The sequence below is a fragment of the Bradyrhizobium sp. USDA 3256 genome (assembly GCF_054058275.1).
Map to the genome: position 1 here is coordinate 8,363,804 of NZ_JBSSAE010000002.1, position 26,962 is coordinate 8,390,765.

Consider the following 26,962-nt stretch of genomic DNA (forward strand, 5'->3'; position numbering starts at 1 on the left):
GTGATGACGCCCGTCGTCGCGTCGATGGTGAAGCCGCCGCCGGAGGTGTCGCCGATCAGCGCATAGGTCACCGGCGGGCCGTTGACGTCGATCGACGACGCCGTGACACCGACGGTCGAGCCGTTGGCCGCGCCTTCCGCAATCGCATTGGCGCTGGCGTCGCTGTCGACCGGGGTCGACGGCGGGGCTTCGGTGACGGCGATGGTGAAGGTCTGCGAGGTCGCAAGGGTGCCGTCGCTGGCCTGCGCGGTGACGGTATAGGCGTGGCCGGGCGCGCTTTCGTAATCGAGCTTGCTCGGGTCGGCGACGGTGATGACGCCTGTTGTCGCGTTGATGGTGAAGCCGCCGCCGGAAGTGTCGCCGGTCAGCGAATAGGTCACCGCCGGGCCGTTGATGTCGGTCGAGGATGCGGTGACGCCGACCGTGGTGCCGACGGCCGCGCCTTCGACGACGGTATTGGCGGCAGCATTGCTGTCGACCGGGGCCGACGGCGCAACGTCGGTGACGTTGACGGTAAAGGTCTGCGTGCTGGTCTGCGTGCCGTCGCTGGCCTGCGCGGTGATTGTGTAGGCGTGGCCGGGCGCGGTTTCGAAATCAATCTTGGTGGGATCGGCGACGGTGATGACACCGGTCGCGGCATTGATGGTGAGGCCGTGGGCATCGCCGACCAGCGAATAGGTTACTGTGCCGCCATTGATGTCGGTGGCGTGCGCGGTGACGCCGACGGCGGTGCCGATGGCGGCGCCTTCGACCACCGTGTTGGTCGCGGCGTCAGAGTCGGTGGGAGCCGACGGCGGGGCGTCGGTCACGCCGATCGTGAAAGTTTGCGTCGTCGTGGTCGCGCCGCTCGTCGCCTGCACCGTGATGGTATAAGCGTGGCCCGGCGCGCTTTCGTAATCGAGCTTGTTCGGATCGGCGACGGTGACGACACCCGTCGTGGCATTGATGGTGAAACCGCCGCCGGAGGTGTCGCCGGTCAGCGAATAGGTGGTTGCGGGGCCGTTCGGATCGACCGCGGAGGCGGTGATGCCGACCAGCGTGTTGACGGCAGCGCCTTCGACGACGCTGTTGGCGGCGGCATTGACGTCGACCGGGGTGCTGACCGCCACGTCGTTGACGTTGATCGTGAAGCTCTGCGAGCTGACGCCGCCATGACCGTCGCTGGCCAGGACCGTGATGGTGTAGGCGTGACCCGGCGCGGTCTCGAAGTCGATCTTGCTGGAATCGGCGACGGTGACGATGCCGGTGTTGGGATCGATCTTGAAGCCGCCATGGGAGGAATCCGATGTCAGCGAGAAGGTGACACCGGGGCCGTTGACGTCGGCTGACGACGCGGTGATGCCGACCGAGGTGTTGACCGCCGCCCCTTCGTTGACGGCGTTGGCGGTGGCGTTGCCGTCGATCGGTGTCGAGGGCGGCGCATTGCTGACCGCGATCGTGAAACTCTGCGACGAGACGAAGATACCGTCGGTGGCCTGCACATTGACGACGTAGCTGCCGCCGGAGCTCTCGAAATCGACCTTGGAGGGATCGGCAATCGAGACCACGCCGGTATTTGGATCGACCTTGAAGCCGCCATGCGAGGAATCGGACACCAGCGAATAGGTGACCGGAAGACCGATCAGGCTGGTGGATTGCGCGGTGATGCCGACCGATGTATTGGCTGCGGCGCCCTCAACGACCGTGTTGGCGCCGGAATTGGCGTCGGTCGGAGGCGACAGGAAGCCGGGCACCGGCGGCCACGGCGTTCCGGGAGGACAGCCCAGGTAAAGATATTGCAGACCATACGTATTGACGAATGCCTGGGCGGCCGGATCCAGAATGATATTGCCGCTCGGATCGAGATGAAGCTCGGGGCGGGTTAAACCACCGATTGTATAGGCAGGTATGGTCGTCATGAGCACTCCTGCGATCGGCGTGAAAGCCGATCAACTAACTACATTTGTTGGGGACGATGAGGTGTGAAGCAGTTCACACGTTTAGGTTGATCATACGCGACCCGAGATCGCACCGGTCCGCTCGCAATATGCGGACACCGCGACGGTTGCGGAGTCCCGACATCAGCAAGTTCAAATGCGCTTGCCATTACGTAATCGCTTCCACTCACTCACGCCGCGAGAAAAGCCCTATGAATGTTCGAGAAAAGCGCGGCGGCCAAGAAAATTTACCGGTTGGCAACCACGACCGTATTGTCGATGCTTCCGAGTGTCAATGAGCGTCCACGTGACATCGCGTCGTTAACCACGATTCGGCCATGCAGCGGGAGGTAGAGTGTGGAAACTCGACCATTTTTACTCTTGTGCGACCCCCGGTGGTTTATGCGCCGCAGACGGAATTGGCGTTGTGCGACGAATATGTGTCGGTGATTCGCCTTGTGATTGATTCCCGGCGAACCTTCTGTGATCTCTCCTCACCCCGAAAGGCCAGCGAATCTGTCCCTTCCTGTCGTCACGGCTTCGCGATCACGTCGTAAGGCTTTCAGATTACGCAACTATTCGCTTGATCCGGCGGCCATCTTGAACAGACTGGGGAGCGGCTACATCTGTGACGTCCGCTGCCGCGACATTGCGGTGGTCCATCCGCGTTGAATCACCGCAAGTTCAATTGCGACTTTCGTAGCCCTGCACTGATCCTGGGGGAGAGGGAATTGAGTTCGATTGACAGAACGGGGCGTGTGGCTCCGGTGACCGGCGTCGAGCGTCATTCGCTTCGCCGCCATGCCTCACGCGGCCTGTCGCTCAGGCCTTGGCTCGGCCTTGCGCCGATCGGGCTGCTGGCGGCGCTGGCGCTCGGCGGCTGCGACAACAAGAGCGCGCAATCGCAGGCCGCGCCTCCGCCGCCACCCGTGACCGTCGCGCAGCCGGTCAAGCGCACGGTCACCGACTGGGACGAGTTCACCGGCCGCTTCGAGGCGATCGAGGAGGTCCAGGTCCGCGCCCGTGTCGGCGGCTTCGTCAACAGCGTCGAGTTCAAGGATGGTGCGATCGTCCACGCCGGCGATCTGCTCTACATTATCGACCCGCGGCCGTTCGAGGCTGTCGTGCTGCAGGCCGAAGGCCAGCTCGCCGACGCGCGCGCCAAGGGGGAGCTTGCCAAGCGCGATCTCGAGCGCGGGCTGAACCTTGTGCAGACCAGCGCGGTCTCGGAGCAAGTCGTCGATCAGCGCCGTCAGGCGTTGCAGGCGGCGCGCGCCGCAGAGACCCAGGCCGAAGGCACGCTGAAGGCCGCGCAGCTCAATGTCGAATTCACCCATGTGCTGGCGCCGATCACCGGCCGCGTCAGCCGGCATCTGGTGACTCCGGGCAATCTGGTGCAAGGCAGCGAGGGCGGCGCGACGCTGCTGACCTCGATCGTGTCGCTCGATCCGATCTACATCTATTTCGACGTCGACGAGGCGACCTATCAGCGCAACAGCAAGCTGTGGTTCGAGGGCAGGCGGCCGAGCTCGCGCGACACCGCGAACCCGGTGCAGGTGATGCTGACCGGCGAGACCAAGCCCTCGCATGAAGGCAAGATGGACTTCCTCGACAACCGCCTCGACGTCTCCACCGCGACGCTGCGCAGCCGCGCGGTCGTTCCGAACAAGGATCTGTCGGTCCTGCCCGGCCAGTTCGGCCGGGTCCGTATCATCGGCTCCTCGCCCTATGAGGCGCTGTTGATCCCGGACAGCGCTGTTGCCACCGACCAGTCGCGCAAGATCGTGTTCGTGGTCAAGGACGACAACACGGTGGAAGCAAGAGCAGTCACGCTCGGGCCGCTCGACGAGGGCCTACGCGTCGTCCGCGAAGGCCTCAAGGCGGAGGATCACGTGATCGTCGACGGCCTGCAGCGCGCCCGCGTCGGCGCCAAGGTGACGCCGAAGATGGCGCAGGCTCCGGCGGATTCCAAGCCGGCCGCAGGCGACAGGCCGGCGGCCGCTGACAAGCCCGCCGCAGGTGCCAAACCATGAATCTCGGCAGGCTCTCCATCAACCAGCCGATCCTCGCGATGGTTCTGTCGATCGTGCTGCTGATCGTCGGCGCGATCGCCTATCCGACGCTGCCGGTCTCGGAATATCCGCAAGTGGTGCCGCCGACCGTCGTCGTCACCACGCAATATCCGGGCGCCTCGGCGCAGACCGTGTCCGACACCGTCGCCGCTCCGATCGAGCAGGAGATCAACGGCGTCGAGGACATGCTGTATCTCTACAGCCAGGCGACGTCGAACGGCCAGCTCACCATCACCGCGACCTTCAAGCTCGGCACCGACCTCGACAAGGCCCAGGTGCTGGTGCAGAACCGTGTCGCGATCGCGCAGCCGCGGCTACCCGAAGAGGTGCAGCGCAACGGCGTGACCACGCGCAAGAACTCGCCCGACATTCTGATGGTCGTGTTCATGCTGTCGCCCGACGACACGTTCGACCAGCTCTACATTTCCAACTACGCGCTGCTGCAGGTTCGCGACCAGCTGTTGCGGCTCGATGGCGTCGGCGACATCCAGATGTTCGGCGCGCGCGATTACTCGATGCGGCTGTGGCTCGATCCCGACCGGATCGCCAATCTCGGTCTGACCTCGACCGAGGTGCTGGCGGCGATCCGGGCGCAGAACCTGCAGATCGCCGGCGGCCAGATCGCCGAGCCGCCGATCGCCGATCGCGCATTCCAGCCGAACCTCGTCTTCACCGGCCGCCTCAAGGACATCAGGCAGTTCGAGGATATCGTGGTGAAGGCCGGCTCCGACGGCCGCACGGTACGTCTGCGCGACGTCGCCCGCGTCGAGCTCGGCGCGCTGTCCTACGCCACCAACAGCTTCCTGCTGCGCAAATCCGCCGTCGCGCTGCTGGTGACGCAACGGCCCGGATCGAACGCGCTCGCCACCGCCAAGAGCATCTCCGACACGATGGAGCGGATGAAGGCGAGTTTCCCGAAGGGGCTCGACTACAATATCGGCTACAACCCGACCGAATTCATCGCCCAATCGGTCCACGAGCTGATCAAGACGATCTACGAGGCGATGGCGCTCGTCGTCATCGTGGTGCTGGTGTTCCTGCAGGGATGGCGGCCTGCGATCATCCCGATCATCGCGATCCCGGTGTCGCTGGTCGGCACCTTCGCGGTAATGGCCGCGCTCGGCTTCTCGATCAACAATCTGACGCTGTTCGGTCTGGTGCTCGCGGTCGGCATCGTGGTCGACGACGCCATCGTGGTGGTCGAGAATGTCGAGCGGCATCTCGAGCACGGCATGAGCCGGCGCGAGGCGGCGCTCAAGACCATGGAAGAGGTCGGCGGTGCGCTGGTCTCGATCGCGCTCGTGCTGTGCGCGGTGTTCGTGCCGACCGCCTTCCTCGGCGGCATTTCCGGGCAGTTCTTCCAGCAATTTGCGGTGACGATCGCGGTCGCAACCGCGATCTCCTGCTTCTGCTCGCTGACCCTGTCGCCGGCGCTGGCCTCGCAGATCCTGGTACCGCATGAGGAGAAACGCCCGCCGGCGCGCTGGAACATCATCGCGCGCGGCTGGGACAGCTTCACTGCGCTGTTCAACCGGGTGTTCGACCGGCTGGCGCACGGCTATGCATCGGTGGCCGACTTCGTGATCCGGCATACGGTGGTGATGCTTGCGCTCTACCTCGTACTGATCGGCAGCGCCGGCTGGCTGCTCGCGACCACCTCGCAGGGCTTCATTCCGGCGCAGGATCGCGGCTACGTCATCATCTCGGCGCAGCTGCCGGGCGCCGCGTCGCTGGCCCGGACCACCGCCGTTGTGCGCGAGATCGAGCGGATCGCGCTGGATACGCCGGGCATCGTTCGCGTCGCGGCTTTCGCCGGCTTCTCCGGTGCGACGCGCACGCAGCAGGGCAACGCCGCGGCGCTGTTCCCGGTATTCGACGAGCCGGAGGCGCGCCTGAAGAAGGGGCTGACGGCGAACGCGATCACGGCCGAATTGCGCAAGCGTCTCTCGGTGATCCAGGGCGCCTTCATCATCGTCATTCCGCCGCCGGCCGTGCCCGGTATCGGCACCGGTGGCGGCTTCACCATCCGTGTCCAGGATCGCCAGGGGCGCGGACCCGAACTGCTGGCTTCCGCGACCGATGAACTGGTGACAGCCGCGCGCAAATCGCCGTCTCTCACGTCGGTGTTTTCGCCGTTCACCGCGAACACGCCGCAGCTGTTCGTCGACATTGATCGCGTCAAGGCGCAGAAGCTTGGGGTGCCGATCGCCAACATCAATGACACGATCCAGACCTATTTCGGTTCGACCTATGTCAACGACTTCAACCTGTTCGGCCGCACCTATCACGTTACCGCGCAAGCCGATCTGCCGTTCCGGAAAGACAGCCCCGATCTCGCAAGGCTGCGCACCCGCAACGTCGCCGGCGACATGGTGATGCTCGGCAGCATCGTGGACTTCAAGGACGTCTCGGGACCCGACCGCGTCGCGCGCTACAATCTGTACTCGGCGTCCGAACTGCAGGGTGAGCCGGCACCGGGCGTGAGCTCGACGACGGCGCTCAACACCATCAAGCAGCTCGCCGACCAGACATTGCCGAGCGGCTTTTCGTTCGAGTGGACCGACCTGTCCTACCAGCAAGGTCACCGGCGCCAATGCCGGCCTCTACGTGTTCCCGATCTGCGTGCTGTTCGTCTATCTGGTGCTGGCCGCGCAATATGGCAGCTGGACATTGCCGTTCGCGGTGATCCTGATCGTGCCGATGTGCCTGTTCGCGGCCACGATCGGTGTGCGCCTGATGGGCCAGGACGTCAACATCCTGACCCAGATCGGCTTCGTGGTGCTGGTGGGCCTTGCCGCCAAGAACGCGATCCTGATCGTCGAGTTCGCGCGCGACATCGAGCTCGAAGGGAGGTCGCGGCTGGACGCGGTGATCGAGGCCTGCCGGCTCCGGCTGCGGCCGATCCTGATGACCTCGTTCGCCTTCATCCTCGGCGTGCTGCCGCTGGTGGTATCGACCGGTTCGGGCTCGGAGATGCGGCAGGCGGTCGGCGTTGCCGTGTTCTTCGGCATGCTCGGCGTCACCCTGTTCGGCCTGATCTTCACGCCGATCTTCTACATGGTGGTGCGCAACCTCGCGGAAGGCAAGAACGAGGGCAAGCCGACCGAGCCCAAGGCAACCGTGGCGGGGTGAGCAGCCCAAACTTGTGCCCGTCACCCTGAGGAGCCTGCGAAGCTGGCGTCTCGAAGGGTGCACGGCCACGAGCCGGGCCGTGCACCTTCGAGGCTCGCGCAGCGGCGCGCCGCAAGGCTCGCGCCTCAGAATGACAAGCGCGCGTCGACAGAGGCAATACTTTTGGCTGAGCGGAAAGAGATGGGCAGACGTGGGGTTATAAAATAATGTCGCGCCGATTTTCCTGATAGAAACTGCTGGGAGAGCATAAAATGAAGTCCGGATTTTTGGCCGCGGTCGCGGCCTGCAGCCTGATGCTTGCGGCGCCGGCGATGGCCCAGGGCGTCAAGATCGGCATTCTGAACGATCAGTCCGGCGTCTATGCCGACTACGGCGGCAAATACTCGCTCGAAGCCGCGCGGATGGCGGTCGAGGATTTCGGCGGCGAGGTGTTGGGACAGAAGATCGAGATCGTTACCGCCGACCATCAGAACAAGCCGGACCTTGCGACCGCGATCGCGCGGCGCTGGTACGAGGTCGAGAACGTCGACATGATCACCGAGCTCACCACGTCGTCGGTCGCGCTCGCGGTGCAGGAGCTGTCGAAGGAAAAGAAGAAGATCGATATCGTGGTCGGCGCTGCGACCTCGCGCATCACGGGCGATGCCTGCACGCCCTACAGCTTCCACTGGGCCTATGACACCCGCGCGCTCGCGGTCGGGACCGGCGGCGCGCTGACGGAGGCGGGCGGCGACACCTGGTTCTTCCTGACCGCCGACTACGCCTTCGGCTACGCACTGGAAAAGGACACCAGCGACATCGTCGTGTCGAAGAAGGGCAAGGTGGTCGGCTCGGTCCGCGTACCGCTCAATTCGTCGGACTTCTCGTCCTTCCTGCTGCAGGCGCAGAGCTCAAAGGCCAAGATCATCGGGCTCGCCAACGCCGGCCTCGACACCACCAACTCGATCAAGCAGGCGGCCGAGTTCGGCATCGTGCGCGGCGGCCAGAAGCTTGCCGGCCTGTTGATGACGCTGTCGGAGGTGCACGGTCTCGGGCTCGAGGCGGCGCAGGGTCTCGTGCTCACCGAGGGCTTCTACTGGGACCACGACGACGCCTCGCGCGCCTTCAGCGAGCGCTTCTTCAAGCGCACCAGCCGGATGCCGAGCATGATCCATGCCGGCACCTATTCGGCGACGCTGAGCTATTTGAAGGCGGTGAAGGCCGCCGGCACCAAGGACAGCGAGGCGGTCGCCGCCAAGCTGAAGGAGCTGCCGGTCGATGACGCCTTCGCCAAGGGCAAGGTGCTCGCGAACGGCCGCATGGTGCACGACCTCTATCTGTTCGAGGTCAAGAAGCCCTCGGAGTCGAAGAAGCCGTGGGACTATTACAAGCAGGTCGCCGTGGTGCCCGGCGACAAGGCCTTCTTCACCGCCAAGGAAAGCGGCTGCTCGCTGACCAAGTGAGGCGTGGCTGGCGAAACAGAACAAACATCGGTGTCGTCCCGGCCTTCGCCGGGACGACGGCGGAATATGTGGAGGCGTTACGCGTGGACCAGCCGCCACACCGCGCCGCCGATCGCGCCGACCCAGAGGATGACGCAGGCCAGCGCCTGGATGGCGAAACCGGGGCTGCGTTTCGCCACCGCTTCGCGATAGCCGATGAAATAGACGATGCGGCCGATCACCCAGATTGCGCCGACCGCCGCCGCCGCGGCATCGCCGACATAGACCGCGAACAGCCAGAGCGACGGCAGGAAAATCGGCATCCATTCCAGCGTGTTCATCTGGATGCGGTAGATGCGCTCGAAATCCGGATTGCCCGTGATCGCCGGCAGCTTGACCCCGTAGACCGCGCGGGCGCGGGCGACCTGCAGCGCGAAGAAGAAGTGCAGCGCGACCGCAAGGCAGGTGACGATGGCGGTGTAGTGGTACATGTCAGGCATTTCCTCTTTCCATTGGCCCCGATGTCATGACGGGACAGCGAAGCCCGGTGTGACATGCGGCCTCGCTTTACCTCTCCCCGCGCGCGGGTGAGGGGGGACCTCGGCGAGACCAGCTGTCACCGGGTACGCGGAGATGGCCCCTCACCCCAACCCTCCCCCCGTAGGAACGGGGCGAGGGAGCACCGTTATGCCGCGGCCCCATTCGGACCAATTCCGTCACGTCCTAGTACCCCGTCATCTCAAGATAGCCGATTCCGGCGTGGCTGCCTGAAAAGCGGATCGGGCCTTCCCAATAGGGGAAGCTGGTTCCCATCCAGGCCTTCGGATTGAGCGGCGTGGTCTCGATGGCAAGGCCGCGTGCGGGCAGGCTGACGCGCCATGACGTCGGCAGCTTGCGGCCGTCGATCTCGGTGGTCGTCACGGGCGCGATGCTGTTGCCGCTGGCGGCGATCTCGGCCGAGCGGCCGTCCGGCGTGATCCAGTTGCCGAACAGGTTTTCGCGGCCGTCCTTCTGGCGCAGCCGGTACAGCATCAGCTTCTCGTCGCCGGGCAGATGCAGCGAGAACCAGTCCCAGCCGGTCTGATCGGCCGCCAATGGCTGGCTGCTCCATTCGCGATCCATCCACGCCGAGCCCGTGACGTCGACCGGTCTGTCGTCGATCACGATGCGGCCGGACGCCTTGTAGAACGGCTGGCTGTAGTAATAGGAGGCCTGTCCGCGATCCGACTTGCGGCTGTAGCCGTGATCGCCCTGCAGCACCAGCGCGCGGTCGGCCTCGAGCCGCAGCGCGGTGCTGAAGTCGGCCGCGGAGGCCTTGAGCTCGAGCGGTGCGACGCGCTGCGCATCGAACGCATCGCGCCCGCGCAGCTCCCAGGCGTCGATCCAGCCGCGGAACGGCGTGGCCTCGACGCCGGCCTGCCCGACGCCGCCGCGCGCAAAGGTCTCGCTGAAGCGGTGCGTGCCGGCGCTGGTCACGGCGGCGTGGCCCATCCAGAGCTGCTGATTGGCCCAGCCCTCGGCCGGGCCGCCCGCTTTCATCGCCTGGCGGAACAGCGTCCATTGCGCGCCATAGGCCGCGCCGCTCGTGTCGGACAGGTTGGCGGTCACGTACCACCATTCGATCCGGAATTCCGGATGCGGGCCGTGGTCCGCGGGGAACGTGAACGGCTTGCCCGGCGTGACGGCGGCAAATCCTTCCGCGGTCTCGCCAAGCCCGGCGAAGCCCTGCGCAAACGTCTTGCCGCCGAGCGCGAGCCCCAGCGCACCGCCGGCAAAGGCGCGACGCGTGATGGTGCCGCTAGCGTTCATTGACAAAGATCCTGATCAGGCTGGCCGGCTGCATGCGCGCCAGCCTCGCGACCGGAAGCGCGGCGGCACAGAATGCGGCGGCCAGCGCCACCGCGAGCAGCTCGATCAGCTGCAGCGGGAAGACGTGGAACGGCAGCCGCCAGCCGAACGCCTTGACGTTGACGATCGCAAGCAGGCACCACGCCACCAGCAGGCCGAGCGGCAGCGCGAACAGCGCGGTGATCAGCGCGACCGCCATGGTCTTCAGCAGTTCGAGTGCGGCGAGCCGTCGTCGGGTCAGGCCGATCGCCCACAGCGGCGCCAGCTGCGGCAGCCGCGAATTGGCCAGCGTGAGCAGGCTGGTCAAAAGCGCTATGCCGGCGACGCCGAGCGTGAAGGCGTTGAGCGCCGCGGTCACCGAGAAGGTACGGTTGAACACCCGCTTCGATTCCGTTTTCATCTTCGCCTGGTCGGCGATGTTGCGATCATCGAGACCGAATTTCTCCTGTAGCGCGGTGATCAGCGGTGCGATCTTGTCCGGTGCCACGCGGAGGCCCATCCGCGTCATTGGTGTCTGCGGGAAGCGCCGGGTCAGCGCGGCGAAGTTGACCGCGATCTGACCCTTGGGGTTGCCGTAATCGGCATAGATGCCGACGATCTCGAGCGGCCAGTTGCCGCCGGGGGCGGGCACCTCGATATGATCGCCGATCGCCAGCTTCATCCGCCGCGACAGCTGCTCGCTGACGAGGCAGGTATCGCCGGGCCGCAGCCGAACCCACGCATTCGCGACGCTTTCGAGCAACGGCCAGTTGTCGCGATAGGTGGTGTGGTCGGGCAGGCCGAGCACCTCGATCGGCGCGCCGCCGAGCTGGGTGTCGGCGCGGCCGCCGGGCAGGATGGCCTGAACCTCGGGCTGATCGCGCAGCCAGGCCTTGATCTCCTTTGCCTGCCGATCGCTGGCGGCGCTGACATAAACGTCGGCGGCGAGCCTTCCGTCGAGCCAGACCAGGAAGGTGCGGTTGAAGCTTTCCACCATGGTGCCGACGCCGACATTGACCGCGAGCGCAAGCAGCAGCGCCATCAGCGCCAGCGACAGTCCCGACAATTGCTGGCGGCTGTCGGCCCAGAACCAGATGCCGACCGGCGCCCGCGCGCTGCGCTGGCCGAAGGCAAGCGCGACTTGCAGGACCATCGGCAGGATCAGCGCCGCGCCGAGCATCAGCGCCGCGAGCACGGCGAAGCCCGCGATCAGGGAATCGCCGAACCAGATCAGGCCCGCGGCGACCGCGAACACCGCGAGTGCCGTCGCGCTCTGGAGCAGCAGCCAGCGCCGCTGCGCCTGCTGCCAGGCCTGCGGCTGCGCCGTCGCCAGCACCGGCATCCGGATCGCCTTGGCAAGGCTCGCCGCCGCCGCGGCGAGCGCGCCCAGGATGCTGATGGCAACACCGGCGAACCACCAGACGGGTTTGAGCGAAAGCTGTCCGGGAATCTGCGCGCCATAGAGCCCGCGCAGCGATGCCGCGACATCCGGCAGCAAGGCAGCCGCGATGAAGTAGCCGCAGACGAGGCCGACCAGGCCGGCGACCAGCGCCAGCGACACCAGCTCGATCACCAGCACGGTGTTGAGCATCCGCGCCGAGACGCCGCAGGCGCGCAGCGTGCGCAGCATCGGCAGCCGCTGCTCGAAGGCGAGGCCGATCGCGGAGTTGACGATGAACAGGCCGACGAAGAACGACAGCAGGCCGAACGCGGTGAGATTGAGATGGAAGCTGTCGGTCAGCCGTTCGAGATCGCTCTCCGCGCTCGGCTCGACCAGGCGGAGCTTGTCACCCGCCACGCTTTCCAGCGCTGTGTGCGGCGCCTTGGCCTTGCCGACCAGCAGGCGCGAGACCTGGCCGGGCATTTTGAGGATGTCCTGCGCCATGCCGATATCGACGATCAGTGCACCGGGCGCGAGCTCGGCCTGTACGCGCAGCGGCGGCAAGCTCATGCCGTTGGCCTCTGGCCGCTCGCCTTCCTTGAGGCCGAGATCGCGCAGCGTTTCCGGGGCCACCAGCATTTCGCCCGGCGGCGTGACGAAGGATTGCAGGCTGCCGCGTCCGACCGCGGGCGCGTTGCCGACTTCGGACGGCAGCGTCACCGGCTCGACGCCGAGCAGGCGGAAGCTGCGCCCGTCGATCTGGACCCGGCCCTCCAGCATCGGCGACACCGGCCAGCCGGCACGCCGCAGATCGACGAACAATGTTTGCGGGAAGGTCGCGCCGTCCCGGGCGACCAGCATCGTGGTGCGCGACCCGCCGAAGGTCGCGGCGGCGCGGTCATAGGCGATGCGCGCCTGCTGGTTCAGCGCCTGCACGCCGCTCCACAGCGCGGTGGCCGAGATCAGTCCGATCAACAGCGTTGCGAGCTGCATCGGATGCCGCCGCCAGTGGCTGAGCAGCACCGCGAGGATCCACAGCGCGCGCCTCATGCGACGATCCCGGCATGCAGGGTGACCTGGCGGTCGAGCGTCGCCGCGAGCCGCGCGCTGTGCGTGACCATCAGGAAGCCGCAGCCGGTGCGGGTTACGAGATCGCGCGCCAGCGCCAGCACCTCGTCGGCGGTGTCCTCGTCGAGATTCCCGGTCGGCTCGTCGGCGAGCAGCAACAGCGGCTTTGGCGCCAGCGCGCGGCCGATCGCGACGCGCTGCTGCTGGCCTCCGGACAATTGCTCGGGATAGCGCCTGAGCAGGCTTTTCAGGCCGAGGCGCTCGACCAGTTCGTCGTGCCAGGCGGCGTCATGCCGGCCGGCGATGCGCGACTGAAACACGAGATTGTCCGCGACCGTCAGGCTCGGGATCAAATTGAATTGCTGGAACACGAGGCCGAGCCGGTCGCGGCGCAATTCGGCGCGGCCGGCGTCGTTGAGGTGGGAGACGACGGTGTCGGCGAGGGCGATCTCGCCGCTATCGGCGGCATCGAGCCCCGCGATCAGATGCAGCAGCGTGCTCTTGCCGCTGCCGGATTCGCCTGATAGCGCCACGCTCTCGCCGGTCGCAACGGCAAGGTCGACGCCGCGCAGCACCGCGATGTCTTCGCCGGCAGAGCGGTAACTCTTGGTCAGGCCGGTGACGCGAAGCACCGCGGCGGTCTGGTCAGATGAAGCGATGGCCGTGCCTCATTGCGGCTTCTGGTATTTCAGGACGAACTCGTCGATCGGCACCGGTGCCTTGAAGACGGGACTGTCCTTGGGGTCCTCCGCATGATGCAGGAAATCGCCCTCGGCCACCAGCTTGAAGCCGGCCGCCTCGATCTCCTGCTTCAAGGTGCTCTCCTCGATCCGGTGCAGCGTCTTGGCGACGCTGGTGCCTTCGCCCGTCTTGGCCGAGTGATCCGCGATCACGAGGAAGCCGCCCGGCTTGAGCGCGGCGAACATCTTCTTGTTCATCGCGGCGCGGTCGACCGGCAGGTAGGTGATGTCGTGATAGAAAAAGAAGAAGGTGATCATGTCGAGGTTCTTGACCTCGGGCGGGATCGGATCGTCATAGTCCCGCACCACATGGACGACGTTCTTCATCGCCGGCGCCTTGGCGCGGGTGTCAAACTTGTCCTTGACGAAGCGCTCGAGCACGGTCGCGGAATCCTGTGCGTAGACCTTGCCCGACGGAGCTACGGTGCGCGCCAATAGTTCGGTGCTGTAGCCGGCGCTCGCCGCCATGTCGAGGATCGTCATACCCGGCTTGACGCCGGCAAAGGCGAGCATCTTGGCCGGCTGCCGGCGCTGGTCGACCTGACGATCCGCATCGCTGCGATCGGGTGCGGCGACGATCGCGGCGTAGTCGGGATTGGCGGCGTCTTCCGCGCGAACTTGAGGCGCGGCAAGCAGCGCGGCAAATACAAGTGCAGCGCAGGCGGTGGCACGTAGGATCAATCTGTTCATGAAATAACCCCGGGCTTTTCGTTGGCCCTGAACATAGCAGTCGGGACATGACAGTTCACCGCTCCACTGGCGCGACCGACGCGATCGTGATCGGGCCGTTAGAAGCGCTCCGGGGCGCACAACCCCGAGGAAATGCGGTGTTGCGTTGCATGGCGAGGCGTGGCTAGCATCGCCGGACGGGGCCGATTTACGAAGCCAAGAACGAAACGACGGGGAGCCGGACATGACGACGCAAGCGACGTCCAAGAGGACGTCAGAGGGGCTGTCAAAGGGGACGCCGAAGGGCGCCTGGCAAACCACCTTCCTTCTATTCCTGTTCATGGTGGTGAACTTTGCCGACAAGATCGTGGTCGGGCTCGCCGGCGTGCCGATCAAGAGGGAAATGGGCCTCACCCAGGAGCAGTTCGGCGATCTCGGCTCGTCATTCTTCCTCTTGTTCTCGATCTCGGCGATCGTGGTCGGCTTCATCGTCAACCGCGTCGCCACCCGCTGGGTGCTGCTGATCCTGGCGGTGATCTGGTCGCTGGCGCAATTTCCGATGGTCGGCACCGTCAGCTTCACGACGCTGGTGATCTGCCGCATCATCCTCGGCGCCGGCGAGGGGCCGGCCTTCTCGGTCGCCGCGCACGCGATCTACAAATGGTTTCCGGACGAGAAACGCACGCTGCCGACCGCGATCCTGTCGCAGGGCTCCGCGTTCGGCGTGATCCTCGCGGTGCCCGCACTGAACTGGATCATCGTCAATCATAGCTGGCATCACGCCTTCGGCGCGCTCGGCATCGTCGGCCTGATCTGGGCCGTCGCCTGGTTCGCGCTCGGCAAGGAAGGGCCGCTGGTGTCGACGTCTGCAGTGACGGCAGACGAGCCGCGGATTCCGTATAGGAAGCTTTTGACCTCGCGCACCTTCATCGGCTGCGTGGTGGCAACCTTTGGCGCCTATTGGGCGCTGTCGCTTGGGCTCACCTGGTTCACGTCCTTCATCATCGAGGGGCTCGGCTTCTCGCAGCACCAGGCCGGCTTTGTCTCGATCCTGCCCTGGATCTTCGGCGCGACGATCGTGCTGCTGACCGGCTGGATCTCGCAGCTGATGCTGACGCGCGGCTTCACCACCCGCGGCGCGCGCGGCGTGCTCGGCTCGGTGCCGCTGATCGTCGGCGGCGCCATTCTTGCGATGCTGCCCTATGCGCCGCCCGGCGGGATCATGATCGCGCTGCTGGTGATCGGCTCCGGCCTGTGCGGCTCGATCTATGTGGTGTGCCCGCCGATGCTCGGCGAGTTCACGCCGGTGTCGCAGCGCGGCGCGATCATCGCGATCTACGGCGCGCTTTACACGATCTCGGGCATCCTGGCGCCGATGGTGATGGGCAATGTGATCCAGCACGCGGCAACGCCGATGGCCGGCTACATGTCCGGCTTCACCATCAACGCGGCGATCATGGCCGGCTCCGGCCTGCTCGGATTGCTGCTGCTGTGGCCGAACACCGAGCGGGCGCGCCTGACCGGCACGTCGCAGCCGGCAGGCACGATCAAGGGCGCGATGTCGCCGACGTAAGGGGGCGCGCAGACTTGCTCTACCTTGCCTCTCCCGCAAGGGGAGAGGCGGGAGTTTGCCGTGACGGTCTTACCCTAATTCATTCCCTGCGCGCCGCGCACCAGTCTGCCCGGGCGCGCGCCGGTGGGCTTGGCCTCGCGCTGGGTCACGATGCCCGACACGATGGTGGCGTCGTAGCCGTCGACCTGCTGGAGCAGGCGGCGGCCGCCGACCGGCAGGTCGTAATGCACCTTCGGCGGATGCAGGTGCAGCCGGTCGTAATCGATCACGTTGACGTCGGCCTTGAAGCCAGGAGCGATCACGCCGCGATCATGCAGGCCGACCGACAGCGCGGTCTTGCGCGACTGCGCCGCGACCACGAACGGGATCGAGAGCTTCTCGCCGCGGCTGCGGTCGCGCGTCCAGTGCGTCAAGAGATAGGTCGGGAAGCTGGCATCGCAGATGATGCCGCAATGTGCGCCGCCGTCGGAGAGGCCGGGCACGGCACTGGGCTCGCGCAGCATCTCATGCACGGCGTCGAGATTGCCGTCGGCGTAATTCAGGAACGGCACATAGAGCATGCCGCGGCCCTCGTCGGTCAGCATCGCGTCATAGGCGAGCTCTTCCGGCTGCCGGCCCTGGCGGCGCGCCTGCGGCCCGAGCGCGTTTTCCGGCGGCTGCTCGTAGTCCGGCGGATTACCCAGGAGGTACATCTTGTCGTAGTTCGGGCGGAAGAACAGCGGATCGTCGGTCGCCGTTGCGCTCTCGCTCAGGATCGCCGCGCGCACCTCGGGCCGGCGCAGCTGCGCGAGCCGCTCGGCCAGCGGCAGCCTGGCGATCTCGCGATAGCTCGGATGGGTCTGGAACGGGTTGCGCGACAATTCGAGCCCGAGCAGCAGCCCGACCGGCCGCGCCGCGATCTGGGTCGTGATCGACAGGCCGCGGGCGGCGGCTTCATTGATGGTGTCCATGGTCTGCCGCCAGCGCCGCGGCGCCTTGTCGGCCTGGGCGACGGAGAACGAGATCGGGCACCTTGTGTTCTCGGCGACCCGCAGCATCATCGGCAGGTCTTCGTGCACGGTGCTCTGGTCGAGTACGAATTGCAGCACGCTGCGGCCGACGCCGTGCATCGCGCCGGCGATCGCGGTCAGTTCATCCTCGCCGGCTTTCAGCGTCGGCGTGTAGTCGCCGGTCGAGGTGCGGTGATTGAGCGTGCGCGAGGTCGAGAAACCCAGCGCGCCCGCACGCACCGCATCGCCGGCGAGTGCTGCCATCGCCTTGTTGTCCTCGGCCGTTGCGGGATCGCGGCGCGCGCCGCGCTCGCCCATCACATAGACCCGCAGCGCCGCATGCGGCAGCTGCGCGCCGATGTCCATGTCGAAGCTGCGCTTCGACAGCCACTCCATGTAGTCGGGGAAGCTCTCCCACGCCCAGGGAATGCCGGCCGAGAGCACCGGCTCCGGAATGTCCTCGACGCCTTCCATCAGCTGGATCAGCCTGGTGTGGTCGCTCGGCCGGCACGGCGCGAAGCCGACGCCGCAATTGCCCATGATCGCCGTGGTGACGCCGTTCTGCGACGACGGCGTGATGTCATGGCTCCAGGTCACCTGGCCGTCGTAATGGGTGTGGACGTCGACGAAGCCCGGCGCCACGAGCTTGCCGCGTGCGTCGATCTCTTCCTTGCCCTTCGCCGAGACCTTGCCGACTTCGGTGATCTTGCCGCCTGTGATCGCGACATCGGCTTCATAGAGGTCGCCGCCCTTGCCGTCAGCGATGGTGCCGCCGCGGATCACGAGGTCTGGGGTCGAGGTCATGGCATTTCATCCCGAGTCTGATTTTGGTTGACGGCATCATGGGTCAGCCCCTGATGCTGTCAACCAGCGCCGATGAAGCTCTGGGATGCGCCGGCGGCGATTTGCCAGCTGGGATCGAGCGTTGCCGCCCGGCGGAAATTTGTTCCGCCGGGCAACCCGCCGCGAACTTATCGCGCGCCGAAGAACGCCGTCTTCTGGGTCTCCTCGGCCTGCAGCCTCGCGCGCACCCGCATCAGGTCCTTCCAGCCGATATAGCCGACCAGGCGCTGATCCTCGCGCGAGATCACCGGCAGATGCGAGACGTTGACCTGCATCAGGCGGTCGGCGAGCCGGTCGAGATATTCGTCGGGATAGGCGACGGTGATCTTGCCGCCGGCCAGCAGCTGCTTGAGCGTCGCAGTGCGATGCTTGCCGGCGCGGCGCCAGCGCAGCACGGAGGGCGGGTCGATCACGCCGAGCACGTGATGGTTGGCGTCGACGACGGGAAAGCTCGGGTGAGCTGTCTTCGGGTTGGTCAGGAAGGCGGCCGCGCCGTGCAGCGTCATGGTGTCGGAGACGGTTTCGACCGCCTTGGTCATGACGTCGCGCACGCGCGTCAGCGCGAACGGATCGACCCGGTACTCGCGCACCAGATGATGGCCGCGCCGCGCCACCTTCTCGGTCAGGATCGAGCGCCGCATCAGCAGCACGGTGACGCCGTGCGCGCTGCAGCAGGCTGCGATCAGCGGCAGCAGCACGTGGGTGTTGCCGGTCAGCTCGACGGCGAAGAAGGTCGCGGTCAGCGGCGAGCGCATCGTGCCGCCCATCGTCGCCGCCATCGCCAGCAATGCCCAGAAGCCGGGGCTCGCCGGCGGCAGATAGCCGCTCAGCGCCGTTCCCATCGCGCCGCCCATGATGAGCAGCGGCGCCAGCACGCCGCCCGACGTGCCCGAGCCGAGCGCGACCGACCAGATGACGGCCTTCACCACGAGCAGCAGCAGCGCGGCCTTCAGCACCACGTCGCCGCTCAGCATCGATGCGAGGTTGTCGTAGCCGACGCCGAGCGCCTGCGGCTCGATCAAGCCGCCGAGGCCGACGACCAGGCCGCCGATCAGCGGCCACCACATCCAGTGGATCGGCAGCTTGAGGAAGATGTCCTCGCAGCCATAGACCAGCTGGGTGAGCACGCCCGACAGCAGGCCGGAGAGAATTCCGATCAGCATCCAGGCGCCGAGCTGCAGCACGGAGATGTCGACGCTGCCGGTGAACGGAAACAGCGGCGCGGGCATGTGCAGGAAGGTGCGTCCGACCGCTGCCACCACGGCCGCAACGGTGACGGGAATGAAGCTGCGCGGCGTCCATTCGAACAGCAACAGTTCGACCGCGAGCATTATGGCGGCGATCGGCGTTCCGAACACGGTGGTCATGCCGGCGGCGGCGCCCGCCACCAGCAGGGTCTTGCGCTCGTTGTCGCTGACCGGGAGCATCTGCGCGATTAGCGAGCCGATCGCCCCGCCCGTCATGATGATCGGGCCCTCGGCGCCGAACGGGCCACCCGTGCCGATCGACACCGCCGACGACAACGGCTTCAGGATCGCCACCTTGGGGTCGAGCCGGGAACGGCCGAGCAAGATCGCTTCGATCGCTTCCGGAATGCCGTGCCCGCGGATCTTCTCGCTGCCGAAACGCGCCATCAGCCCGATGATCAGCGAGCCCGCGACCGGCACCAGCACGGTCCAGAGGCCGAGCGGCGAATCCTGCAATTTCAGGTCGGTGAAGCTGAATTGGCCGAAATAGGCGATGTTGGTGGCGAGCTTGATCAGTTGCAGCAGTCCCGCCCCGGCCAGCACGCCTGCGGCGGAGACAAACACGGCGATCGCCGAGATCACCACGACGCGCGGATCGGTCGTGAAGTCGCTCAGGAGGTGGCTGGCCTTCTCGCCGATTTTGGCGGTGTTTGGGGCGGTGTTCGTGGCGGAGGCGCTCGATTTGGTGGAAATGACGCTCATTGGTGGCGTAAGGCTCGGGTGAAGTGGACGCGGGGCGTCATATCGTATTGCGATATAATTACAAGCGGGAGACATCGAATGGCAGCGTTGAAAGGACCGTCGAAATCGCCGAGGCAGGACCAGAAGCGGGTTCCCAGCCAGGCCGATTACGAGACGCTGTCGCAATTTCGCTATCTGATCCGCCGGTTTCTGGAGTTCAGCCAGGATGCCGCGAAGGCCGCGGGCCTGACGCCGCGGCAGCATCAGGCCTTGCTGGCGATCAGGGGGTATCCGGGCGGCGGGCCGGTTGCGGTCGGCGATCTGGCCGAGCGGCTGCGGCTTCGTCACCACACCACGGTCGAACTGGTCGACCGGCTGTCCGAGGCAGGGCTGGTCGAGCGCGTGCTCGATCCGGCGGACCAGCGGCGGGTGCTGCTGAAATTAACCGGCCTTGCCGCCGATCATCTCGCCGAATTGTCGGCGGTCCATCTCGATGAGCTGTCGCGGATCGAGCCGCTCCTGAAGCAGGTGCTGTCGCGACGGTCGGAATGAGCGCGCCGCGTGCACAACGTTTCGCGCGTCAGGCGCGCGGGCTGGCGGTCTCGGCCTGATATCCCGAAGCCTGCGGCTTGCGCTCGGTGACGAGGGCAAGCAGCACGGTCAGCACCATGAACACCACCGAGGCGCCGAACACCCAGTGCGGCATGTGCTGGTCCATGATCCAGCCGAACAGCAGCGGGCTCACGATGCCGCCGAAGTTGAAGCCGGTGGAGACGATGCCGAAGGCGCGGCCGGCGGCGCCGGGGGGCGCCGCGTTGCGCACCATCATGTCGCGGGACGGCGCGATTACGCCGCCGAGGAATCCGGCGAGCCCCATCGCCAGCGTGAGCGCCACCGGCGGCAGGTCGAGCAGCGCAATCAGCAGCACGAGGGCGGCATTGACGGCGAAGCAGCCCGCGGCGACCTGGCTGTGGCGGTGGGTCCAGTCGGCGAGATAGCCGCCGGCAAGCACGCCGGCCGCGCTGGCGCCGAGGAATGCGGTCAGCGCGATATTGGCCGTCGAGAACGACGCGCCGTAGCCGCCCATCAGTGCGACCACGCCGAAATTGTTGATGCCCGAGGTCGACAGGCTGAGCAGCGTGAAGAAGGCCGTCAGCACCATCAGCGCCGGCGTGATCACGCTCGCCTTCGGCGCCGCGTCGTCCTTTGCCTTGTTCTTGTTGGCGCCGGCATCGGGAATGCCGAGCACGATCAGGAACAGCGCCACCAGCGGACCGACCGCGCCAGCGACGATCAGCGCGCCGAGGCCGCCGATCGAGGCGACGAGTGCCGCCATGATCGCGGGCGCCACCGCGCCGCCGAGGAAGCCGGCGAAGGTGTGGATCGAGAACGCGCGGCCCATCCGCGCCTCGTCCATATGCGCCGAGAGGATTGCATAGTCGGCCGGATGATAGACGCTGTTGGCGAGGCCAAGCAGCACCGCGCAGACGATCAGCGACGTATAGCTGAGATGCAGGCCGAGCCCGATCAGCGCGCAGCCGCCGACGGTCAGTCCGATCAACAGGATCTTGCGCGCGCCGATATGATCGGCGAGGTAGCCGATCGGCGCCTGGGTCAGCCCGGAGACCACCGCGAACACCGTCAGCGCCAGGCCGAGCTCGACATAGCCGACGCCGAGCTGCTGCTTCAGGAACGGGAACAACATCGGCAGCACGAAGATATGGAAATGGCTGACCCAATGGGCGACCGAAATCCCCGTCAGCGTGCGCAGCGCACTGTCGGCTTTCGCTTGCTGCGGTGCGGCCAGAACGTCGACCATGTGTCTGAAAACCCTAATTCCGGAAAGCCCGCCGAAAATAGAGATTGGCCGCTAATTGTCCATGAACGCAGGCGCATGGCTGCCCCCGGCGTGGGCGTGCCGGATCGACACATGCGGCATTAAATGCGGCGACAAAGCACGGCGGCACGGCGATGATCGGCCATGATCGACGCCAAAAAGCAGCTCCGCGTGCTGGTGTCGGAGGGCTCCAGCACCTCCGGCCGCGAGGCGATCACGATCCTGGGCCTGGCCGGCCATCACGTCGAGGTTTGTGACCCCTCGCGCTGGTGCCTGGCGCGCTACTCCCGCTTCGTCCGCAAATACCACCATTGTCCGCCGCTGCGGTCGGATCCGGCCGGCTTCCTGCGCTTCGTCGAGCGCCTGTTGGCGTCGCGGCGTTTCGATGTGCTGCTGCCGACCCATGAACAGGGATTTCTGTTCGCCCGCGCCGCGGCGGGGCTGGCATCACGTACCGGCCTCGCGCTGCCGGATTTCGCCAGCTATCGCGCCGTGCACAGCAAGGCCGGCTTCAGCCGCCTGCTCGATCGGCTCGGTCTGCCGCAGCCGCCGACCCGGATCGTGACCTCGGCCGAGGAGCTGCGCGAGGCGGTGCGGTTTCCATCCGTGGTGAAGACGTCGGTCGGCACCGCCAGCCGCGGTGTCTGGTTCGTGCGCGACGCAAGCGATCTCAATCGCGCGCTCTACGACCTCGAGTCCTCAGGCGATTTTGCCGGCGAGGTGCTGGCGCAGGATCTGATCACCGGCACGGTCGAGAAGGCGCAGTCGGTGTTCTGCCATGGCACGCTTGTCGGCTTCCATGCCTACCGCCAGATTGCGGCCGGTGTCGGCGGCGGCGAGGCGATCAAGGAGAGCGTGAGCCGGCCGGCGATCCGCGCCGGCCTCGAGACCATCGGCGCGCATCTTGGTTGGCACGGTGCGCTCTCGGTCGACGTCATCATGCCGCTCGACAGCGCGACGCCGCTGTTGATCGACTGCAACCCGCGGCTGGTCGAGCCGATGAACGCCTTTCAGTCGGGCGTCGATCTGGTCGATCTGCTGCTGCGCGTCTCGCGCGGCGAGATGCCGGCACCGCTGGCCGAGGGGCGCGCCGGGGTGCGGACGCATCTGGCGATGCAGGCGCTGCTCGGCAGTGCGTCGCGCGATGGCACGCGGCGTGACCTGATCCGGGAATGCGGCCGCATCGCCACTGGCGAAGGACACTATCGGGGAAGCAGCGAAGAGCTGACGCCGGTGCGGCTCGACTGGCTCAGTGCCGTGCCGCTGGCGATGACGACAGTGCTGCTGCTGGCATCGCCGCAGATCGCCTCATCGCTGGCGCGCGGCGGCTTTGGCGCGCATCTGCTCGATCGCGGCAGCATCAAGGCGATCGAAAACGGCGATTTCCGCTAGTATCCTTCAGTGCGAATTCACTGCACGATCTTGTCTGCGCGCTTCAATAGCTCCGATGGAATCTCGACGCCCACCGCCCGGGCTGCCTGGAGATTGAAAATCAGCTCTCGCCTGGTGACGACGCCGACCGGCAGGTCGCCCGGCTTTGCTCCCTTGAAGATCTTGTCGGCAAACGTCGCAAACTCGCGCCATGTATCGGCGACGTTGGCGCCATAGGTAATCACCCCGCCCGCGTCCGCCTGGCCGCCGGGAAACATTGCCGGCAAGCGGTTCTTCATGGCCAGTTCACCGACTCGTTTTCGATTGCTCCAGGGTACCGGCACTTCCAGGACCAGCAGCGCCTCCGCGCCTTCCTTTGCCATCCCGGCGATCGCGGCTTCCAGATCGTCCGCACTCTTGACCTTCACGATTTGCGACTCCAGCCCCAACGCCTTGGCTGCGGCCTCGTTGGCGCGGTCAATCGGAGCAAGCCCGCGTTCATCAGCGCCGGGGATCGTTTGATCACTGAGAATCGCAACGCGCTTGATCCCGGGGAGTGCCTCCTTCAGAATTTTGAGTTGGTTGCTGGCCTGCTGCGGATCGAGATTCGTGAGGCCCGTGACGTTGCCTCCCGGTTTTTCCATCGAGGCGACAAGCTTCAATGCAACCGGATCGGTGACGATCGCAAAGATCACGGGGATCGTCGACGTGGCCTTCTGCGACGCTACGGCCGCCGGGCCACCGAGTGCGAGGATGACATCCACATTCGCGCCGACCAGCTCCGAGGCGAGGCCCGGAAGGCGCTCGAGCTTCGATTCGGCAAATCGCGGTTCGATGACGATGTCGCGTCCTTCGAGATAGCCCCGTTCGGCAAAATCGCTCAGTAGGTTTTTCTTGATGGAGTCGAAGAGCGGCGACGGGCTGCCGTTGATGAGGATTCCTACTTTCCGGGGGGCCTGTTGCGCATTGGACGGGTCGCACATCGACGCGATGATGCAGAAGACCGTGAGCACCGCCTTCGCAAATCTCATGGCACCGCCCCCCAGCAAGGACCCAGCGTCCATGCGGAGCCTAGCATGGTAACCAATCCGGAAGGGGGGCCAGCCCATGACCCCGCTGCGACCTATTGTCTGCTTGGCGACGACGAGCCGGGCTCGGTAGCTCGCAAGCTACCAGGCCGCCGCGCGCGACTGCGCGCAGGATCTGTCGATCGATATTCGCCGCGCCTCACAACGGCTCGTCATCATTGCCGTAGCGGTCGAGCTTCGGCGTGGCGATGTCGCCGTCCTCGTAATAGTCATCGTCCTGTAGCGCTGCGGGTGGCGGAGGCTTCTTCGCCTTGTCGTCGGTCTTGTCCTTGATCTTCGTGCCGCCCTTGGTCTGCTTCCCGGCCTTGGCCATGCGTTTCCCCTGCGCGGGTCAAATCAGCTGCCGGAACTCTACCCCAGTTTCCGTGCGTTTGTAATGTTCGGGAGACGGTGCGGCAGGGCACACCCGCCCCACCGGATCACGCTCTAAAACGTCGCGCCGGCCTTGACCATGTAGGTGCGGCCGGGCAGCGGATAGGCCGAGAAGCGGCCATCCGTGAACGTGCTCGCGATGGCGTAGTCGTAGTAGAGCGCGTTGAACAGGTTGTTCACGCTCAGCGACCAGAAGAAGCGGTCAACTTGCCCGCTCAGCTTGATATCGGCGGTGGCGTTGCCGGGAATCCGGCTCTGGGTGTTGGCCTGGTCGTTGTCCATGATGCGCGAACTCCAGGCCCGAACCGTGGCGTCGAACACCAGGTAGTTCTGCCAGATATTCCAGGTGACGCCGAGATTGCCGGTGTAGCGCGACACCAGCGGCACGTCGTTGCCGGCCCAGATGCCTCCGCGGAAGACCGCGCGGGTGATCGCCATGCCGCCGCGCAGGGTTACGCTGTCGCTGACCCCGAGCGAGGCGCTGGTCTCGGAGCCGTAGCGGCGGGTGGGGTCGAGGTTGGTGTTGTAGAACAGCACCGGGTTGAAATGGATCTCGTTGTCGAGATCCATCAGATAGACGCTGGTCTGGACCTGGAAGCGATTGGTCCTGACGCGGAAGCCGCCCTCAACGTCCTGCGAGGTCTGGGTCTTGAGTTGGAAGGTCTGCGGGATCGGGGCGAAGGTCAGTGGGTCGAATGACGGCCCTGATGCAACGCGCTCATCGACATCTGGCGTGCGGAACGCGCGGGCCGCGCGGCCGAACACCGAGAAGGTGTCGGTCAGGCGATGCTCGACGCCGACATGCAGCGCGTATTGCGTCTCGTTGCTGTCGAGCGGCGCTGCCTGTGCATCGAACGCGAACGGCGCATTCGGATCGTAGCGATCGCGCGCCGAGATGCTGGTGTTCTGGACCCGCGCGCCGTAGGAGAAGTCGGTCGTCGGCAACAGGCCCAGCGTATGTTGCCAATAGCCGGCCACGGACTGCTGCTCGATATTGTAGATATGGAAGGGATCGACGCCCTGATAGGCGCCGCGCGCCTCGCGGAAGGTCGAATCGTAATAGTCGATGCCGGTCAGGATCGTCGACGGCATGCCCAGCATCACGTTCTTGACGCTGAGCCGCGGTGTCAGAGACCAGGTCTGCATTGCGGCGTCATTGTAGGTCGAGGCGAAGCTGATGGTCGGCACCCTGCCGAAGAAGCCGCTCTGCGTCTCGCGCTGCCGCCAGCCGCCGTCGACGATGAGGTCGACGCCGTTCATCAGCGACCTGGTGAAGCCGGCGGTGACGCTGGCGGTCTGCTGGTTGGCATAGTCGAAGGGCGTCGCGGCGCCGCGGCGGTCGGTGAGCAGCTCATTGACGCCGATCGACGGATCGACCAGCCGTCCGCCGGGCAGGCCGAGCTTCTGGTCGCTGCCGGTGACGGTCAGGAAGGCGGTGAGATCAGGCGTCGTGTAGTTGATGTTGCCGACGGCGTTGCGCTGGTCGAGCGCATTGTTGACGCGGTAGCCGTCGGACTTTATGCCGTTGCCGTAGAACGAGGTGGACCACGGTCCGGAGTTGAGCGCCGCGGAGACCGCGGCCATGCGGGTGTTGAACGAGCCAAATCCGGCCTCGGCGCGCATCGTCGTCGGCGGGCCGCCGACGCCGGTCTTGGTAATGATGTTGACGACGCCGCCCACCGCGTTGTCGCCGTAGAGCACCGCGCCGCTGTTGCCGCGCGTGATCTCGATGCGCTCGATCGAATCGAGCGGGATCGTGGTGAGGTCGAAGCCGGCCTTGTCGACGTCGTTGAGGCGGCGGCCGTTGAGCAGGAACAGCGTGTTGTCGGTCGCGAAGGCGCCGAAGCCGCGCAGGTCGACCGAGGTCTTGGCGCCGTTCGGTCCGCCATAGGGCGTTTGCAGCTGCACGCCTGGCACCTGCGCGAGGATCTCGGGCAACGACTGCACCGGCGAATGGGCGATGTCGTCGGCGGTGATCACGGCCGAGGAGGAGCCGACAATGCCGGCGAACTGGCGGCCGCCGCCGGTGCCATCCGTTCCGGTGGCCGCGCCGGTCGCTGTCGTGCCCGATCCGCTGCCTGTGTCGTTGCCTTGCGAGGTGCCCGGCGCCGGGCGTCGCGGCGCCGGCGCTTCGTCAGCGGCCGGCCTGGCGCGCGTGACGTTCTGGTCGCGCGGCTTGGTGACTTCGATCGCCGGCAGCTGATCGGGAGCGGGTGCCTGCTGCGCCCGCGCGGCGGAGAAAAGGATTGCCGGCGCGATCATCGTCGACGCGAGCAGAAGCGCGCGGTGTCGCCGATGGAAAGGGAAGGAGAACATAAGCGAGGTCTCGGTAACGTCAGTGGCACGTCACCGCGAACCAGTCTCACCATCGTGCTCACAGCATCAGGTGAAGCTCATGCCTGTACTCCCCGACCGGCAGCATCGCGTGTGACCACGGCTGACGGCAGGTCTCCTGGCTCGCGGGTCGTTACCCTTCGTCGCCTTCCCAGGACCGAGATTCCCAGTGGCCTGTGACGAAGGATTCACCGCATACAGTTGCGGGGGCAGCCGCGGCGTTGGGGAAGTTTCCCCGTACCGCATTCCCTTTTCATCTCACGAAAGAACCGTCATGTTCATCTAGGGTTCGGCCGGGTAGCAAAGTCAATCCGGCGGAAGTCGGGCAATGGCCGGGCGGCCACGGTTTTTGTCGAGTGTCGCTTGTCTGCCACGGCGATCGCTGTAAGAGCATGGATCCA

16 protein-coding genes, 1 pseudogene and 1 riboswitch are annotated in these 26,962 nt (G+C 66.0%); of the genes and pseudogenes, 6 read left to right on the forward strand and 11 right to left on the reverse strand.

Going from position 1 to position 26,962, the window contains the following annotated elements:
• Positions 1–2,731 precede the first annotated feature (2,731 nt).
• The 3 genes and pseudogenes from ACVWY5_RS41285 (at position 2,732) to ACVWY5_RS41295 (ending at position 8,562) form a co-directional block, all read left to right on the forward strand.
• A complete protein-coding gene (locus ACVWY5_RS41285) occupies positions 2,732–3,949 on the forward strand; it encodes an efflux RND transporter periplasmic adaptor subunit (RefSeq protein ID WP_051376211.1) in 1,218 nt (405 codons plus the stop codon).
• Positions 3,946–7,120 (forward strand): annotated as a pseudogene (locus ACVWY5_RS41290) (efflux RND transporter permease subunit). Before ACVWY5_RS41285 ends, ACVWY5_RS41290 begins: the two are co-directional and overlap by 4 nt.
• Positions 7,121–7,371: 251 nt before the next feature.
• Positions 7,372–8,562, forward strand: coding sequence for an ABC transporter substrate-binding protein (locus ACVWY5_RS41295; protein WP_028335306.1), 1,191 nt, complete (start codon positions 7,372–7,374; stop codon positions 8,560–8,562).
• Between the two features lie 77 nt (positions 8,563–8,639).
• Here the strand turns inward: ACVWY5_RS41295 and ACVWY5_RS41300 are convergent, their stop codons facing one another.
• The 5 genes from ACVWY5_RS41300 to ACVWY5_RS41320 form a co-directional block, all read right to left on the reverse strand.
• Entirely contained in the window at positions 8,640–9,032 is a 393-nt protein-coding gene (locus ACVWY5_RS41300) for an MAPEG family protein (protein ID WP_028335307.1), read from the reverse strand.
• A gap of 232 nt (positions 9,033–9,264) precedes the next feature.
• The gene (locus ACVWY5_RS41305; protein WP_028335308.1) at positions 9,265–10,350 is read right to left on the reverse strand and encodes a lipocalin-like domain-containing protein; all 1,086 of its coding nucleotides are present in this window, start codon (positions 10,348–10,350) and stop codon (positions 9,265–9,267) included.
• Positions 10,340–12,799 carry an ABC transporter permease gene (locus tag ACVWY5_RS41310; RefSeq protein WP_028335309.1) on the reverse strand — a complete coding sequence of 820 codons (2,460 nt, stop codon included), beginning with the start codon at positions 12,797–12,799 and terminating at the stop codon, positions 10,340–10,342. The genes ACVWY5_RS41305 and ACVWY5_RS41310 overlap by 11 nt, the downstream gene beginning before the upstream one ends.
• On the reverse strand, positions 12,796–13,449 hold the full coding sequence (locus ACVWY5_RS41315) for an ABC transporter ATP-binding protein (protein WP_028335310.1): 654 nt from the start codon (positions 13,447–13,449) through the stop codon (positions 12,796–12,798). Before ACVWY5_RS41315 ends, ACVWY5_RS41310 begins: the two co-directional genes overlap by 4 nt.
• Before the next feature lie 36 nt (positions 13,450–13,485).
• Positions 13,486–14,247 (reverse strand): class I SAM-dependent methyltransferase, encoded by a 762-nt coding sequence (locus ACVWY5_RS41320; RefSeq protein WP_028335311.1) that lies wholly within the window; start codon positions 14,245–14,247, stop codon positions 13,486–13,488.
• A 223-nt stretch (positions 14,248–14,470) separates the two neighbouring features.
• Between ACVWY5_RS41320 and ACVWY5_RS41325 the strand changes: the two genes are divergently transcribed.
• Positions 14,471–15,799, forward strand: a complete 1,329-nt coding sequence (locus tag ACVWY5_RS41325; RefSeq protein ID WP_028335312.1) for an MFS transporter — start codon at positions 14,471–14,473, stop codon at positions 15,797–15,799.
• 74 nt (positions 15,800–15,873) lie between these two features.
• On the opposite strand, the gene ACVWY5_RS41330 is transcribed toward ACVWY5_RS41325, so the two are convergent.
• Together ACVWY5_RS41330 and ACVWY5_RS41335 are read right to left on the reverse strand one after the other, a co-directional pair.
• A complete protein-coding gene (locus ACVWY5_RS41330; RefSeq protein WP_028335313.1) occupies positions 15,874–17,592 on the reverse strand; it encodes an N-acyl-D-amino-acid deacylase family protein in 1,719 nt (572 codons plus the stop codon).
• 167 nt (positions 17,593–17,759) lie between these two features.
• Entirely contained in the window at positions 17,760–19,580 is a 1,821-nt protein-coding gene (locus ACVWY5_RS41335; RefSeq protein ID WP_028335314.1) for a chloride channel protein, read from the reverse strand.
• Between the two features lie 78 nt (positions 19,581–19,658).
• On the opposite strand from ACVWY5_RS41335, the gene ACVWY5_RS41340 reads away from it, so the two are divergent.
• Complete coding sequence (locus tag ACVWY5_RS41340) at positions 19,659–20,111, forward strand: MarR family winged helix-turn-helix transcriptional regulator (RefSeq protein ID WP_028335315.1); 453 nt, start codon at positions 19,659–19,661, stop codon at positions 20,109–20,111.
• Positions 20,112–20,139: 28 nt separating this feature from the next.
• On the opposite strand, the gene ACVWY5_RS41345 is transcribed toward ACVWY5_RS41340, so the two are convergent.
• Positions 20,140–21,378 carry an MFS transporter gene (locus ACVWY5_RS41345; protein WP_028335316.1) on the reverse strand — a complete coding sequence of 413 codons (1,239 nt, stop codon included), beginning with the start codon at positions 21,376–21,378 and terminating at the stop codon, positions 20,140–20,142.
• A 162-nt stretch (positions 21,379–21,540) separates the two neighbouring features.
• Here ACVWY5_RS41345 and ACVWY5_RS41350 point away from each other — a divergent pair, with 162 nt between their 5' ends.
• Complete coding sequence (locus tag ACVWY5_RS41350; RefSeq protein WP_028335317.1) at positions 21,541–22,788, forward strand: ATP-grasp domain-containing protein; 1,248 nt, start codon at positions 21,541–21,543, stop codon at positions 22,786–22,788.
• 17 nt (positions 22,789–22,805) lie between these two features.
• On the opposite strand, the gene ACVWY5_RS41355 is transcribed toward ACVWY5_RS41350, so the two are convergent.
• From ACVWY5_RS41355 to ACVWY5_RS41365, 3 genes are all read right to left on the reverse strand, one after another.
• Positions 22,806–23,798 (reverse strand): ABC transporter substrate binding protein, encoded by a 993-nt coding sequence (locus ACVWY5_RS41355; RefSeq protein ID WP_051376209.1) that lies wholly within the window; start codon positions 23,796–23,798, stop codon positions 22,806–22,808.
• A 196-nt stretch (positions 23,799–23,994) separates the two neighbouring features.
• Positions 23,995–24,168 (reverse strand): hypothetical protein, encoded by a 174-nt coding sequence (locus ACVWY5_RS41360; RefSeq protein ID WP_167350403.1) that lies wholly within the window; start codon positions 24,166–24,168, stop codon positions 23,995–23,997.
• Between the two features lie 113 nt (positions 24,169–24,281).
• Positions 24,282–26,489, reverse strand: a complete 2,208-nt coding sequence (locus tag ACVWY5_RS41365) for a TonB-dependent receptor (protein WP_321176906.1) — start codon at positions 26,487–26,489, stop codon at positions 24,282–24,284.
• Positions 26,490–26,652: 163 nt separating this feature from the next.
• A riboswitch (cobalamin riboswitch) is annotated at positions 26,653–26,850 on the reverse strand.
• Between the last annotated feature and the right edge of the window lie 112 nt (positions 26,851–26,962).

Excerpts from the sequence above, each read along its gene's own strand:
- ACVWY5_RS41295 (WP_028335306.1), top strand. The coding sequence starts at position 7,372 with ATGAAGTCCGGATTTTTGGCCGCGGTCGCGGCCTGCAGCCTGATGCTT.
- ACVWY5_RS41300 (WP_028335307.1), bottom strand. The coding sequence starts at position 9,032 with ATGTACCACTACACCGCCATCGTCACCTGCCTTGCGGTCGCGCTGCAC.
- ACVWY5_RS41305 (WP_028335308.1), bottom strand. The coding sequence starts at position 10,350 with ATGAACGCTAGCGGCACCATCACGCGTCGCGCCTTTGCCGGCGGTGCG.
- ACVWY5_RS41310 (WP_028335309.1), bottom strand. The coding sequence starts at position 12,799 with ATGAGGCGCGCGCTGTGGATCCTCGCGGTGCTGCTCAGCCACTGGCGG.
- ACVWY5_RS41320 (WP_028335311.1), bottom strand. The coding sequence starts at position 14,247 with ATGAACAGATTGATCCTACGTGCCACCGCCTGCGCTGCACTTGTATTT.
- ACVWY5_RS41325 (WP_028335312.1), top strand. The coding sequence starts at position 14,471 with ATGACGACGCAAGCGACGTCCAAGAGGACGTCAGAGGGGCTGTCAAAG.
- ACVWY5_RS41330 (WP_028335313.1), bottom strand. The coding sequence starts at position 17,592 with ATGACCTCGACCCCAGACCTCGTGATCCGCGGCGGCACCATCGCTGAC.
- ACVWY5_RS41335 (WP_028335314.1), bottom strand. The coding sequence starts at position 19,580 with ATGAGCGTCATTTCCACCAAATCGAGCGCCTCCGCCACGAACACCGCC.
- ACVWY5_RS41340 (WP_028335315.1), top strand. The coding sequence starts at position 19,659 with ATGGCAGCGTTGAAAGGACCGTCGAAATCGCCGAGGCAGGACCAGAAG.
- ACVWY5_RS41345 (WP_028335316.1), bottom strand. The coding sequence starts at position 21,378 with ATGGTCGACGTTCTGGCCGCACCGCAGCAAGCGAAAGCCGACAGTGCG.
- ACVWY5_RS41350 (WP_028335317.1), top strand. The coding sequence starts at position 21,541 with ATGATCGACGCCAAAAAGCAGCTCCGCGTGCTGGTGTCGGAGGGCTCC.
- ACVWY5_RS41355 (WP_051376209.1), bottom strand. The coding sequence starts at position 23,798 with ATGAGATTTGCGAAGGCGGTGCTCACGGTCTTCTGCATCATCGCGTCG.
- ACVWY5_RS41360 (WP_167350403.1), bottom strand. The coding sequence starts at position 24,168 with ATGGCCAAGGCCGGGAAGCAGACCAAGGGCGGCACGAAGATCAAGGAC.
- ACVWY5_RS41365 (WP_321176906.1), bottom strand. The coding sequence starts at position 26,489 with ATGATCGCGCCGGCAATCCTTTTCTCCGCCGCGCGGGCGCAGCAGGCA.